This window comes from Oceanobacillus sp. FSL K6-0251 (assembly GCF_038004725.1).
GTDB classification, from domain to species: Bacteria; Bacillota; Bacilli; order Bacillales; family Amphibacillaceae; genus Oceanobacillus; species Oceanobacillus oncorhynchi.
Genome location: NZ_JBBORS010000001.1, coordinates 2,474,583 through 2,488,345, shown reverse-complemented (window position 1 = coordinate 2,488,345; position 13,763 = coordinate 2,474,583). Strand labels below are relative to the sequence as shown.

The 13,763-nt window shown below is 38.0% G+C and carries 14 protein-coding genes; all 14 read left to right on the top strand.

Annotated elements, in window-relative coordinates:
- Nucleotides 1-43 precede the first annotated feature (43 nt).
- The gene (locus tag MKY45_RS12560; protein ID WP_042534203.1) at nucleotides 44-481 is read left to right on the top strand and encodes a DUF4430 domain-containing protein; all 438 of its coding nucleotides are present in this window, start codon (nucleotides 44-46) and stop codon (nucleotides 479-481) included.
- A gap of 3 nt (nucleotides 482-484) precedes the next feature.
- Entirely contained in the window at nucleotides 485-994 is a 510-nt protein-coding gene (locus MKY45_RS12555) for an ECF transporter S component (RefSeq protein WP_256704723.1), read from the top strand.
- Between the two features lie 505 nt (nucleotides 995-1,499).
- On the top strand, nucleotides 1,500-2,234 hold the full coding sequence (locus tag MKY45_RS12550; RefSeq protein ID WP_042534197.1) for a YkgJ family cysteine cluster protein: 735 nt from the start codon (nucleotides 1,500-1,502) through the stop codon (nucleotides 2,232-2,234).
- A 40-nt stretch (nucleotides 2,235-2,274) separates the two neighbouring features.
- Nucleotides 2,275-3,312 carry a helix-turn-helix domain-containing protein gene (locus MKY45_RS12545; protein ID WP_341172991.1) on the top strand — a complete coding sequence of 346 codons (1,038 nt, stop codon included), beginning with the start codon at nucleotides 2,275-2,277 and terminating at the stop codon, nucleotides 3,310-3,312.
- A 3-nt stretch (nucleotides 3,313-3,315) separates the two neighbouring features.
- Nucleotides 3,316-4,854 (top strand): RecQ family ATP-dependent DNA helicase, encoded by a 1,539-nt coding sequence (locus MKY45_RS12540; protein WP_341172990.1) that lies wholly within the window; start codon nucleotides 3,316-3,318, stop codon nucleotides 4,852-4,854.
- A 1-nt stretch (nucleotide 4,855) separates the two neighbouring features.
- Nucleotides 4,856-5,422 (top strand): CPBP family intramembrane glutamic endopeptidase, encoded by a 567-nt coding sequence (locus tag MKY45_RS12535; protein WP_341172989.1) that lies wholly within the window; start codon nucleotides 4,856-4,858, stop codon nucleotides 5,420-5,422.
- Between the two features lie 10 nt (nucleotides 5,423-5,432).
- Complete coding sequence (locus MKY45_RS12530; protein WP_042534193.1) at nucleotides 5,433-5,711, top strand: hypothetical protein; 279 nt, start codon at nucleotides 5,433-5,435, stop codon at nucleotides 5,709-5,711.
- A gap of 268 nt (nucleotides 5,712-5,979) precedes the next feature.
- On the top strand, nucleotides 5,980-6,567 hold the full coding sequence (locus tag MKY45_RS12525; protein ID WP_042534191.1) for a genetic competence negative regulator: 588 nt from the start codon (nucleotides 5,980-5,982) through the stop codon (nucleotides 6,565-6,567).
- Between the two features lie 152 nt (nucleotides 6,568-6,719).
- A complete protein-coding gene (locus MKY45_RS12520) occupies nucleotides 6,720-8,003 on the top strand; it encodes a Glu/Leu/Phe/Val family dehydrogenase (RefSeq protein WP_042534190.1) in 1,284 nt (427 codons plus the stop codon).
- Between the two features lie 210 nt (nucleotides 8,004-8,213).
- Nucleotides 8,214-9,188, top strand: a complete 975-nt coding sequence (locus MKY45_RS12515; RefSeq protein ID WP_042534188.1) for a YpdA family putative bacillithiol disulfide reductase — start codon at nucleotides 8,214-8,216, stop codon at nucleotides 9,186-9,188.
- A gap of 140 nt (nucleotides 9,189-9,328) precedes the next feature.
- Nucleotides 9,329-10,294, top strand: coding sequence for an asparaginase (locus MKY45_RS12510; protein WP_193062188.1), 966 nt, complete (start codon nucleotides 9,329-9,331; stop codon nucleotides 10,292-10,294).
- Between the two features lie 34 nt (nucleotides 10,295-10,328).
- Nucleotides 10,329-11,006 carry a glutamic-type intramembrane protease PrsW gene (gene prsW, locus MKY45_RS12505; protein WP_042534185.1) on the top strand — a complete coding sequence of 226 codons (678 nt, stop codon included), beginning with the start codon at nucleotides 10,329-10,331 and terminating at the stop codon, nucleotides 11,004-11,006.
- 426 nt (nucleotides 11,007-11,432) lie between these two features.
- Entirely contained in the window at nucleotides 11,433-12,191 is a 759-nt protein-coding gene (sleB, locus tag MKY45_RS12500) for a spore cortex-lytic enzyme (RefSeq protein WP_042536275.1), read from the top strand.
- Between the two features lie 16 nt (nucleotides 12,192-12,207).
- The gene (gene ypeB / locus MKY45_RS12495; RefSeq protein ID WP_042534182.1) at nucleotides 12,208-13,551 is read left to right on the top strand and encodes a germination protein YpeB; all 1,344 of its coding nucleotides are present in this window, start codon (nucleotides 12,208-12,210) and stop codon (nucleotides 13,549-13,551) included.
- Nucleotides 13,552-13,763 lie beyond the last annotated feature (212 nt).

The following is a 13,763-nucleotide window of genomic DNA, read 5'->3' as shown; positions in this document are numbered from 1 at the left end:
CTTTACGAATAAGATGGAGCTGGCTATAGGGGGGAGATAAGAAATGAATAAGTGGCTGAAGTTTTTAAGTATTATGCTGTTATCCTTCGTTTTTCTTGCGGCATGTGGTAATGATGAGGGAGCTGAAGAAAATGAAAGCTCTAATACTTCGGTAAGCACCAATGAGTCAAGCGGAGAAGCTCAGGAACTTGCCGAAGATGAAGTACGTATAACGATAACGATTGATGAAGGAAACGAGAATGTATCAGAAGAGGTCGTACAAGTAGAAGAAGGAGATATTCTTTTGGATGTGATGAAGGATACTTTCTATGTAGAGGAAGACAGCGGCTTTATTACTTCTATTGAACGTGTATCAGATGATGCAGATGAAGGAAAATATTGGATGTATTTTGTAGATGGTGAAGCTGCAGAAGTCGGCGCTGGAGAATATGAATTGAATGGCGGCGAAGAAATTATCTTTGATTTACAATCGATGGAATAAGAAATGAACACATACAAGCTGACATTACTTGCACTCCTTGCAACACTGGCTGTTGTAGGCAGATATGCGTTTCAATTTATCCCTAATGTTCAGCCTGTTACCGCAATTATTATTTTAACAGGTATTTTCCTTGGACCAATGTCAGCTGTTATATTAGGAATATTAGTAGTATTTCTTTCTAATATGCTGCTTGGAATGGGAATCTGGACTGTCTGGCAAATTATTTCATGGTGTGTCATTGGCATAATCGCAGGTATCATGGGAATCACTTGGAAAAGAGTACCATTTATTTTTATAATTATTTTTTCTGTGGTCAGCGGTTATTTTTACGGATTTATTATTTCTTTAACCACGTATCATGTAACAGGATATTTTTGGCCATATTATTTGGCAGGACTTCCTTTTGACACAGCACATGCAATTGGTAATGCAGTGTTTATCACTCTTTTATATCCATTGCTTCATGCATTATTTCAAAGATATGCCAAAAATAGATTTCGAATAAAGGATTAACCGGTAAACGATCGAAAAACTGCTAAACGGCAGCCTTTTCGGTCGTTTTATTGTTTATTTCTTTTCCTGTACCAGACAGATAGAACAATAATAAAGAAAATACATGTCGCTAAGCTGGCTATTGCGAAGAAAATGGAAGTTTGAAGTAAATTAGTGAAGGAGTAGAAAAAGCCCATTGCTATTAAAGCAATGAAAACATACGCTTTTTTCTTATCCTTTCCAGACACGCATTTTATCGAAGTGCAGCTGACTGCAAGGCTCCAATATCAAGAAAGAATGTAAGTGAAACTATCTGGCTGGGGAAAACATGGAAAGCGTATTGTTTTCGCCAACGGTGGCATTAATCTGACAAACTTAGTTAAAGTAGTCTCATTCAGCAGAGGTGAAAATCCGCTTGAAAGAAATATCATTTATCATCCTGCATATATAAACATCCATCCATTCGTGATATACTTTTCTATGAAATCAAATGAATTTTTATGATATAAAAACAGGAGTCAAACAAATGTCTATATTTTTAACCTATGAAGAAATTCTGCTCAAATGCGAGGAGATAAATGCAAAATATGAAATAAACCAGGAACGATTTGATGAAATCGTCGATGGCATCCTGGTTAAAGAAGATGTGTCAGCGGATGATAAAATTGCTCAAGCATTCGCTCAGCTGCTTCAGGCGGTAAGTGAAGAAATCAGTGATATGGAATCGACAGCTGATCTTATGCCAACATGTCAGATGGGCTGTGCTTTTTGCTGCTACTTTCCAATTATTACAAATAAGATGGAAGCTATGCTGATCAAAGATGCTATTTCTAAAATGCCTGCAGATCGAAAGCATTTTATTGAAAATCATCTTAGCGATTATTATCAAGTTTATGAAGAAAAAGTAGAGCAGCTAAGTGGCATCGATATCATTTCTGATCCAGATGCAAAATACAAATACAAAAAAGAGCAGCTCCCATGCCCATTTTTGAACTTGAAAACGAATGCTTGTATGGTCTATGAAGTACGCCCGCTGCCGTGCCGAACCTATGTGAATTATACGAATCCCAAAGTCTGTGCGGATAATATCATGCCTAAGGAAACCATCAGTTATGAATTTCTGTATCAGGAATATATGGGTGCAATGAATGAATTATTACAATACCTTTATGAAAATGACAGGATAGAGAAAATGGATTATCCTGGAGATTTGTATCAAGAGGGTTTATTAATCAATTGGATGAAAGAGTCTGTATTATAACTTTTTAAGAGAATGCTTTTGTATGAATGGTGGTGTCAGGATGCTTTTTCAAGGGATTCTTATTGAATGTTTCCAAAAAATAAATCAAGATCGTACAACCTCCAGTGTTTACAATCTTTTAATCGGGAAAAAAGCCATTCAGACTATACAGGATGCCAGATTTTATCATATTGCTGACTACTACGGCATTTATCCTGATTTAACGAAAACAGACTATTATCAACAGCTGCAACAATTACTGGAGAGGAATTATTTGCTGGCGGATGACGAGCAGAGGCTGCAAATAACAAAAAAAGGACAGGAGTGGCTTACAGCCAATAAAACAACGATTGCTGGATTTTATGGTTCGACTTACAAAAACATGATTGAGTCCTTCAAGCAGCGGTTTCTGCTTTTCATTCAGACCTTTACAAACATTGCTAAGAACGAATATCGATTCATTCCTATTACAGATAATCACGAAATCGAACAATTTGTAAAAGGCTTTTATAAACAATATAAGCATCGTTCCATGGTATTGCTTCAGCAGCTGTATAAGGAATTAGAACATGCCTTATCGATGGTGTCTGATTTAGAAGCCTCGATGTTTGTTGACCGTCTGACGAGTTTTTCTTCCTATGGAAGCAGTTTGCAGCAGCTTTCCCAGGATTATCAGCAGTCTATTCCAGATTGTTATTTAACCTTGCAGAAGGTGTTTTATCATTTATTATACGTACAGGAGTATGGCGAAGAATATTCAATGCTTAAGCTTTTCGCTAAAGACTTGGGTACTGCGGATACACCTTTAAGCCAAACAGCACAATTTACACGCCGGTTATTGAAAAAACAGCATACTTTTGAGGAAATCATTCAAATTCGCCGGTTAAAAGCAAATACGATACAGGATCATTTTGTGGAGATTGCCATGCATGAAGAAGCGTTTCCTTTTTTTGATTACTTAGATTCAACGATTTACGAAGAAATTAAAGAAGTTGTACATAAAAAGCAAACCTATCGTTTAAAAGAAATTAAAAATAATGTTCATCCGGATATCAGCTACTTCCAAATTCGCTTGGCACTGGTCTTATATAATAAATAGGGGGTGAGAATCATTCACTTAGAAGAAGCATTACATCAACATTTTAATTATGATTTCTTTCGTCAGGGACAGAAAGAAATCATTTCTGATGTCCTGCGTGGAGAGGATGTCCTCGGCGTATTGCCCACCGGCTCTGGTAAATCTATCTGCTATCAGCTGCCTGCAAAGCTGTTAGATGGCATCACCCTTGTTGTATCACCGCTTATTTCTTTAATGGTCGACCAAGTAAAGGAATTAAAAGCGGCTTCCTTTAAAGAAGTAATTGCTTTAAACAGTTTTTTACCTTTTCAAGAACAGCAGAGAATATTAAAAAATTTAGATGCTTACCGGCTTATCTATGTTTCGCCGGAGTGGCTGCAAAAAAGTGCACATTTAAATTATTTGAAACAGCTGCCTGTTAAATTGTTTGTCGTCGATGAAGCGCATTGTATCTCACAATGGGGACACGAGTTTCGGCCAGATTATCAGCGGCTGCATGAAGCAATAGCAGCATTAAATCATCCGCGGGTATTAGCGCTGAGTGCTACAGCAACTCCAGACGTGCAAAGAGACATTATCCAGAGCCTGCATAAACCAGATATGAAAAAGCATATCTATCCAATGGATCGGAAAAATATTGCTTTTTGTGTAGAGGAAGCAGAAAATGATCAAGAAAAATTAGAGCGCATTACAGAAATTATTGCATCGTATGCTGTTCCCACATTAATCTATTTTACAAGCAGACAGGCTGCAGAGGAGGTTGCTTTGTCTCTGGCCGCCAAGCATCCGGAACGAAATATTGCCTATTATCACGGAGGAATGGAAGCAGCAGAGCGCCTGCGGGTCCAACCGCAATTTATGAGCAATCATATTGATATCATCTGCTGTACAAGCGCATTTGGAATGGGAATTAATAAACCGGATATACGGCTGGTCATCCACTACCATCTTCCACTTCAGATAGAGTCATATATTCAAGAGGTAGGCAGAGCTGGGAGAGATGGAAAATCCAGTGTCGGTATGATTCTTTATCAGAAAGGTGATTTTCGTCTGTCGGCGAACATGGTGAAAAATGAACTGCCGGCGATAGAGAATATAGACCATCTGGTTTCGACGATTGTTGCCCTTCAGCGTCAGCATATGGATTTACCGTCTCCAGAACAGCTGCATATGCTTTTGGATATCAACGAAGGAGCAGCACGTTTTATTCAAAGACAGCTCCAAAAGCATGGGCTCCTTCGCGATAATGAATGGTTGATAGATGAAGAGAAGTGGAAGCAAGTTAGAGTTAGTGTCATGAACTATCTGGAGAAAAGACAATTATATAAAAACAAGAAGCTCAATGAATTGTATCAATGGATCCAGACAAAGAATTGTTTGCGGAAAACACTTTACCATCCTTTTCAAAATGGATTTGAGAAGCCGTCTGATCAATGCTGCAGCAATTGCGGATTTGATTGGAGTAAGTGGATGCCTTCATCGTCTTTCAAAACTGCAGAAGCCTCTTATCCTGTGAACTGGCGTAAAAAACTTCAGCGAATTTTACATTTGGAAGAGGTATAAGATGAAACAATATGACCTGTTAAAGCAAATGCCCGTCAAAGAGCGAAGGATTCAATTATTTTTTTCACAAGGTTTATTATTCCTGATAGGGATAATTATGAGTTTTTTCCTTTTTGATTCCTTTTTCGATTGGATGCACCTTTTCAAATGGGATACAAAAGAAATTTTCATCTTTGGTTTTTTATCTGCTGTTATAATTGTTTTAATTGAAATTGCTATCGTGTATACAATGCCAAAAAAGTGGTGGGATGATGGCGGAATCAATGAACTTATATTTAAAAATCAGCCGATTGGTTTTATTTTTATATTCACGCTGACGGTGGCCATTTGCGAGGAACTTCTATTTAGAGGTGTTGTCCAGACAACTTTTGGGTATGTATTTGCAAGTATTCTTTTTGCTGCTGTTCACATACGATATATTAAGAAGCCTGTTCTATTTTCCGCTGTATTAGCCTTAAGTTTTTATATCGGCTGGGTTTATGAACATACAGCTAATTTAATTGTACCTATTGTCATGCATTTTTTTATTGACTTTCTACTTGGTTTAGTTATACGGTTAAACAAATGAGGTGATGGCATTGAGTTCCAAACAAAATGATCAGGCAGAAGCATTAAGACAAGCTATTCAAGATATAACAGAACATAAACCGGAAGAAACCAGACAAGCAGGCTCAGATGAGGAAGAACAATTGGAACAGGCATCTGTTGAAATAGATATATTGAATCTTCCTCCAAGAAATGAAGTACATAAAGGCAACCATAAAATGCGCTGGAAACTGAATCTTCCATTACTGCGTTTTATTTTCATGGTTGTGGTTCTTCTGGCACTTGCCGGTGTCTTTCTTTGGTTTACTTAAATTAAGACAAGCATCATATCATTCAATAATCACATAAAATGTTATAATAAATGTACAAGCATAGGAAGAATATATATAATGAAACTTCATTCACCAGAAGTTTTTGCTTATCTCTGTGATAAACAGGTTTATATAATAAATAAACGCTATGCTCATTTATAACCCATTTTCAAAACGATACAAGCAGGTTATGTTCATCATTTGAAAATAGTGCATATATTAATATAAATACTTGTTGCAAAAGTGAAGAAGATAAGGGGGATGCAGTATGCGGATCGAACGAATTTCAACAGACCAGTTTAAAATTTTTCTCACGTTCGATGATCTAATAGAAAGAGGATTTACCCGTGAGGACTTGTGGCATGATGCATCTAATGTTCGTACGCTGTTTAGTGATATGATGTACGAAGCAAGCAGTGAACTGGGAATGGAGTTTGAAGGAATGTTACTTGTACAGGTGCATCTCATGCAAGCTCAGGGAATGCATATTTTTGTTACCCATCAATACGACGATGCCGATATTGAAATAGATGATGAATATATTGAAATGAAAGTGACACTTGATGAAAGCAAAGAGCTTATATTTTCATTTGATGACTTTGAAGATGTAATTGCTGTGGCCGGTTATTTACCGAATATGCATATCAAAGAATCGAATGTGTATTTTATGGAGAACCGTTATTTTATGATGCTGGATCCTTATGTGCAAACAGCCCGGCATAAGGAAAATATTATAGGACTGATGTCAGAATTTGCTCATCCAAGTATCTTAACTTCCCATCGTTTACAGGAATACGGCAAGATTATTTTTGAAAGCGACGCAATAGCTAAAATCAATCATTATTTTGCTTCCTAAAAGGATGGACAAATGGGGAAGCAGAAAGCCCCTTGTTTGATTAAAAACTTCTCATCCAGCCGGTCACCTCTTTCATTGCATATTTTGTATGAAAGTGTATACTAAACCATGAGTGAGTAAAACATTGATATAATGGTAGGGGGTAAATATTAATGGCAGGCGATAAAGCAGGAGATGCTTCCCAAGCTAAAAAACAAGAAAATACGGATGTGTTAAATTCAACGTTATCTATTGTGGAAACCGCATTAAATAAACTTGGTTACCCTGAAGAAGTTTTTGATTTATTAAAAGAACCTTTGCGTATGCTTACTGTTCGTATTCCAGTCCGTATGGACGATGGTAAGGTGAAAGTCTTTACCGGTTATAGAGCCCAGCATAATGATGCGATTGGTCCGACAAAAGGCGGCATTCGTTTCCATCCGGATGTTACGGAAACAGAAGTGAAAGCACTTTCGATATGGATGAGTTTAAAAGCCGGGATTGTAGATTTGCCTTATGGCGGAGCAAAAGGCGGTATCATTTGTGACCCGAGGGAAATGTCTTTTAGAGAACTGGAAGCTTTAAGCCGCGGGTATGTTCGGGCGGTAAGTCAGATTGTCGGTCCGACAAAAGATATTCCGGCTCCAGATGTATTTACAAATTCACAAATCATGGCATGGATGATGGATGAATATAGTAAAATCGATAAATTGAATAATCCTGGTTTTATTACCGGAAAACCAATTGTTCTCGGCGGGTCTCACGGCAGAGAATCGGCAACAGCTAAAGGGGTAACGATTGCTTTAAATGAAGCGGCGAAAAAGAAAGGCATCGATATCAAGGGAGCCCGGGTCGTTATTCAGGGATTTGGGAACGCAGGAAGCTTTCTATCAAAATTTCTGCATGATGCCGGAGCAAAAGTTGTCGCAATCTCAGATGCTTATGGGGCATTACATGACCCGAATGGTTTAGATATTGATTATCTGCTGGATCGCCGTGACAGTTTTGGAACCGTAACTAAACTATTTGATAAAACGATTACAAACAAAGAATTATTTGAGCTGGACTGTGATATTATTGTTCCGGCAGCGGTACAAAACCAAATTACAAGAGATAATGCACATAATATTAAAGCCTCAATTATTGTAGAAGCAGCCAATGGCCCGACGACAATGGAAGCAACGAAGATCCTTACCGACAGGGATGTCCTTATCGTTCCGGATGTTCTGGCATCAGCCGGGGGAGTTACAGTATCCTACTTTGAATGGGTACAGAATAACCAGGGCTTTTACTGGACAGAGGAAGAAATCGACAGACGATTACATGAAATCATGATTAATTCTTTTAACAATATATATCATATGGCAAAAACAAGAAAAATTGATATGCGGCTGGCAGCTTATATGATAGGTGTAAGGAAAATGGCTGAAGCTTCCCGTTTTAGAGGCTGGGTTTAATTCATAAGGAAATAAATAAAAAACTCTTCCATGATAAGAGTTTTTTATTTGTGTAGAAGAAAAGCTTTTGTATTGCGATGCAGTCTGCTTCGTTGTACGATAGTAAATGAAAAATTTTTACGTGATAATATAGAATAAATCAGCGATTGGTTCTCTGATTAATAGCGGATGAATCGTTTTTCTAAGTGATGGATGAAGGAAGGATAAGAAATGCTAGACGAAAAAATTATTATTATTGGAGCTGGACCATGCGGAATGGCGTGTGCTTTAGAGCTTCAGCAAAAAGGCGAAAACCCTTTATTAATTGAAAAAGGAAATGTTGTTCAGACAATCAGCAACTTCCCGACTCACCAAACGTTTTTTAGCTCAAGTGACCGTTTAGAAATTGGCGGTGTCCCATTTATCTCTGAAAATAAAAAGCCGGTGCGCAATCAGGCAATGGTCTATTATCGGGAAGTTGCCGAACGAAATGAACTGCGTATAAATGCGTTTGAAACATTAGTGTCTATTGAAAAAGATGAAGAGCATTTTTGCTTAAAAACTGTTAAAAATAATGGAAGTGAGAATGAATATCGTGCGGAAAAAGTAATTATGGCTACTGGATATTATAACCAGCCTAACTACTTAGATGTCCCAGGAGAATCATTGCCTAAAGTAACCCATTATTTTAAAGAGGCACATGAATTTTTTAATCAAAAAGTTGCTGTTATCGGCGGTAAAAACTCTTCTGTAGATGCAACGCTGGAACTGCATAAAGCCGGGGCAGATGTCACCGTCATTTATCGTGGAGATATCTATTCGGAAAGTATTAAGCCATGGATTTTGCCAGAGTTTGAATCACTTGCCAGAAATGGGAAAGTGGATATGGTTTTCGGCGCATCTGTAACAGAAATAACCGATACGCATTTAACTTATGAAAAAGAGGGGCAGGAAGTAACGATCGAGAATGACTTTGTCTTTGCTATGACAGGCTATCGTCCGGATTATAGCTTGTTAAAGCAAGCTGGTGTGGAGATTAATCTGGAGAATGGCAAGCCTGTTCATGATGAGAACACGATGGAAACAAATGTGAAAAATTTATATATTGCCGGCGTAGTAGCTGCAGGATATGATAATAACAAAGTATTTATTGAAAATGGACGTTTCCATGGAGAGCAAATTGCTGCATCTATCTGCTCCAGATAATGACATGCTTTGGAACAGATAAAGCGGGAGGCCTGTTCTTCCTCTCGCTGCCGCATGCAGCTTGAACTTTATTTCAGTAAAAATTATTGTGATATACTAATAGATGATGCAGATAACTAACCAATAAAGAAGGTAATAACATGAAAAAAGTGTTGATGATTGCAACAGGAGGCACCATTGCAAGTGATAAAAACGAGGAGAGCGGTAAACTGGCTTCTGGTGTATTAACTGGAGAAGATATTATTGAAAAATGTGATGTTCCCTCCGATATTCAGGTGAAGGTGGATTCTTTCTTTCAAAAAGCTAGTATGCATTTAAACTTTTCTGATTTAATAAAAATCAAAGAAAAGTTAGACGAGTACTTAAATGAAGAAGCTTTCGACGGGATTGTAATCACACAGGGAACAGATACACTGGAAGAAGCTTCTTATTTTATGCACCTTATTTCAAACTACCATATTCCAATTGTATACACCGGATCGCAGCGTTCACCTAAAGAGGTGGGGACAGATTCCTTTATAAATATTAAAAATGCAATTTTGGCAGCCTGCAGTGAAGATTTAAAGGATGTCGGTGTGACGGTTGTATTCAATGAGCGTATTTTCCATTCCCGTTATGTCCGAAAAGAGCATGCTTCGAATATCCAAGGTTTTAATGCTTTTGGCTACGGCTATTTAGGAATTATTGATAACAACACGGTTCGAGTATTCCAAAAGCCGACGTACCGGGAGCATTTAGAGTTAAAAAAAGAGCTCCCGACGGTAGATATTATTAAAGTATATATGGAAACTGACGGAAAATATATCCAAGCAGCGATAGACAATGAAGTAGATGGACTGGTTCTGGAAGGTGTCGGCAGAGGACAAGTATCTCAGGCTATGATGCCTGCGATTAAAGAATGTATCCGAAAAGGGATAAAAGTAGTAATTACGACCTCTGCTGTGGAAGGAGAAGTTTATCCTACCTATGATTATGAAGGAAGTACCTATGATCTTATGGAGAATGGAGTACTTTTGGGAAGAGATTATGATAGTAAAAAAGCAAGAATTAAACTTCTTGTGGGAATGGCAAGTAACGCGGAACTGGAACATTTATTTGATATATAATTGTTTACCGACTAAAGAAGAGGAGTAAGAATCAATGATAGCTGCTCTATCTGCTGGTATAGCCCCTGCTGTAGCTTTTATGACGTTTATTTATTTGCGTGACCGTATCACAGAGCCGCTTTGGCTGATAGTACGTATGTTTATCGCCGGCGCATTGATTGTGTTGCCGATTATGTTTATTCAGTATGGTATTCATGCGGAGCTGGACAATATCCCGATTGTTGCAGAAGCTTTTCTATTTAGTGCGTTTCTGGAAGAGTTCTTCAAATGGTTTATGTTCATGTTCTTAATTTATCAGCATGATGAATTTGATAACCATTACGATGGAATTGTGTATGCCAGTGCAATCAGTTTAGGATTTGCTTCCTTGGAAAATGTATTTTATTTATTATCAAATGGAGTTGAATTTGCATGGATGCGTGCACTGTATCCTGTTTCTTCACACGCTCTGTTTGGAATTATTATGGGATATTATTTAGGAAAAGCAAAAATGAAACCAAAAAACAAACACAAATACTTGACGATTGCCTTTGTACTTCCATTTCTGCTGCATGGAATATATAACTACATATTACTCGGATTAAATCAATTTATTATTATCCTGTCGATATTTTTAGCTGGTGTATGGTTTTTTGCGATTTATCGTTTAAAGCATGCCAGAATGTATGATATCCGTTTCCTCCCAGACAAAATGTATAAAAGTAATAGATAAGAAGCTGACGAAATAGTTGTTCGTCAGCTTTTTTTGTGGCAAAAAGACGATTAAAACCGGCATGAAACAGGACAGAAAATGTATCCGCGAGAAAGCAATTAATTCGATTTTCATTGTTTATGAATAAAAAGAGGAATTGCACAAAAAATAGACGTAGATAAAACGAAACTTCATTCAGCTTAAGATTATCTGCTGGATGTTAGTTGAGTGGTTCAGGGAGTTAGCGCCTGTTATCTCCAACCTCAATAAATATATTTTCACTCTCTATTTCGAGGCAGGAGTTTTACGGGCGGTTCTCCGTGAGAAAATTTCTCATTTGCCAATCTTTTGCCGGCTATCCCTTTAAATATTAGAAGCAGCTGGTATGAAAAGAAAGGTTTATAGGAAGAAAATGGAGGCATCAATATGAAAAGACATCGCAAGCCTATGATTTTTAGCTTTACCCTTTTTATATTTCTATCTGCATTTATTTTTGCAAAACCAGAACAGACAAGTGCATTTAGTGATCAAGTGATTCAACAAGGAGCAGTTGGAGATGACGTTATTGAATTACAAGCCAGATTAAAACATATCGGTTTTTATAATGGCAAAATAGACGGTGTTTTTGGCTGGGGAACTTACTGGGCTTTAAGAAATTTTCAATATGAATTTGGAATGGAAATCGATGGGCTGGCCGGGCAGGCAGCAAAGGATAAGCTGACGCAGGCGACAGAATTCGATAAAGAGAAGGTGAAGCAAGAAATGTATGGGACTGGCTCTGCTCCATCCGGAGGGAATAATGGAGGAGAAGAAAGTACCCCTACCAGCTCGGTAAATGTCCCGCAAGGATATTCTAATAATGATATCCAGCTAATGGCAAACGCAGTATATGGAGAAGCAAGGGGAGAGCCTTATGAAGGCCAAGTGGCAGTTGCAGCAGTTATCCTCAATCGGGTAAACAGTGAGCTGTTTCCTGATACAGTATCCGGAGTTATCTTTGAACCGAGAGCATTTACAGCAGTGGCGGATGGGCAGATATGGCTGGAGCCGAATGATCAGGCCCGAGAAGCAGTGCTGGATGCGATTAATGGCTGGGACCCCTCTGGTAATGCACTCTATTATTTCAATCCAGATACCGCAACTTCAGGATGGATTTGGACCAGACCACAGATTAAGACAATTGGAAAACATATATTCTGCAGTTAGAAAGGTGTGAAATGAAATGTATCGTTGGATTACCATTACATTGTTAACCGTAGCCCTTATTTCTGTTTCCATTTGGGGCTACCAGACAAATAAACAAAAAAATGATTTATACGTTCAAGCAGAAAATGAATATCAGAGATCCTTCCATGAACTCACCTACAATATGGATGTGTTAAACGACCAGATTGGGACCTCACTGGCAATGAATTCGCCAGATAAATTATCACCGCAGTTTGTCGATATTTGGCGAATCAGTTCCAATGCACATGCCAATACCGGGCACTTGCCAATGGGATTGTTGCCAATTCATAAAACAGAGCAATTTCTCTCAGAGTTAGGAGATTTCACTTATCAGACGGCTGTTCGTGACTTGGATAACGACCCATTAACAGAGGAAGAAACAGCGCAGCTGGAAGAATTCTATCAACAATCTGGAGAAATACGGGATGAACTCAGAGAAGCGCAGCATCACTCCTTAAGTGATGGTTCGAAATGGATGGACGTAGAACAAGCATTATTAAATACAAATGACGAAAAAGATAATGATATGGTCAATAGCTTCCAAGCGGTAGAAGAAACTTTTGATACCACTACGGAGGAAACGCCTGAAAACAGTACAACCAGTACAGAAACGGAAGAACATTCTTATAAAAATATAGCAGGTCACGATCTTTCAGAAGAAGAAGCCATGAAGGAAGCCGAAAAGCTTTTTGGCAAAGAAGACGGAACCGATTGGACGGTTACAAAATCTGGGGACGGGGCATTAACGCCAATGTATAGTGTCTCCTATGATGAAAATGGGGAAAGAGGCTACGCAGATTTAACTGTGCAGGGCGGCCATCCGCTTAACTTATTAGTTTCAAGAGAAATAGGCGGCAAGCAATTAAGCTTGAATGAAGGGTTTGAAATAGCAAAGGATTACCTTTCAGAGCTGGGATTTGATGAAATGGAGCTTTTCCAGAGCAGTGAATATGATCAAGTCGGTATATATTCTTTTGTCTATGAAGATGATGGAGTTCGAGTTTTTTCGGATGCTGTCGAGGTGAAGGTAGCTTTAGATAATGGAGATATTACCGGTCTGACGGCAAATAATTACTTTAAAAATCATACAGAACGGGATATACCAGAACCGGCTATTTCAGAAGAAGAAGCACGTGATGCAGTAAATCAGGGTGTGAAAATTCAAGAAAACCATCTAGCGATTATTGATGATAATCAGGGTGAAGAGATTCTCACCTATGAATTTTTAGGAACCAGAGATGACGCGACGTATCGCATATTTATTAATGCTGAAACAGGGGAAGAAGAAAAAATTGAGAAAATGACAGATGCGGAAATTAATTACAATTCTGTAATATAAGTAAAAACATTCTTAATAGTAACCGCCTTCGAGAATTTATTTTATACATTTTCGAAGGCAATTTTCTTTGTTATTCTTACAAATAAGAAGTCTTATGGAGCGTCTGACTTTAGAATCCTGAAAGCAGAGATATAGAAATGTTCAAGAAAAATTGCAGGTGTTCTCGACTGTTTAATAAATTGGGAATATGTTATGATAGAGTAGTGTAGAAC

Coding starts and splice junctions, on each gene's coding strand:
- MKY45_RS12560 (WP_042534203.1), top strand. CDS start 44: ATGAATAAGTGGCTGAAGTTTTTAAGTATTATGCTGTTATCCTTCGTT.
- MKY45_RS12555 (WP_256704723.1), top strand. CDS start 485: ATGAACACATACAAGCTGACATTACTTGCACTCCTTGCAACACTGGCT.
- MKY45_RS12550 (WP_042534197.1), top strand. CDS start 1,500: ATGTCTATATTTTTAACCTATGAAGAAATTCTGCTCAAATGCGAGGAG.
- MKY45_RS12545 (WP_341172991.1), top strand. CDS start 2,275: ATGCTTTTTCAAGGGATTCTTATTGAATGTTTCCAAAAAATAAATCAA.
- MKY45_RS12535 (WP_341172989.1), top strand. CDS start 4,856: ATGAAACAATATGACCTGTTAAAGCAAATGCCCGTCAAAGAGCGAAGG.
- MKY45_RS12525 (WP_042534191.1), top strand. CDS start 5,980: ATGCGGATCGAACGAATTTCAACAGACCAGTTTAAAATTTTTCTCACG.
- MKY45_RS12520 (WP_042534190.1), top strand. CDS start 6,720: ATGGCAGGCGATAAAGCAGGAGATGCTTCCCAAGCTAAAAAACAAGAA.
- MKY45_RS12515 (WP_042534188.1), top strand. CDS start 8,214: ATGCTAGACGAAAAAATTATTATTATTGGAGCTGGACCATGCGGAATG.
- MKY45_RS12510 (WP_193062188.1), top strand. CDS start 9,329: ATGAAAAAAGTGTTGATGATTGCAACAGGAGGCACCATTGCAAGTGAT.
- prsW (WP_042534185.1), top strand. CDS start 10,329: ATGATAGCTGCTCTATCTGCTGGTATAGCCCCTGCTGTAGCTTTTATG.
- sleB (WP_042536275.1), top strand. CDS start 11,433: ATGATTTTTAGCTTTACCCTTTTTATATTTCTATCTGCATTTATTTTT.
- ypeB (WP_042534182.1), top strand. CDS start 12,208: ATGTATCGTTGGATTACCATTACATTGTTAACCGTAGCCCTTATTTCT.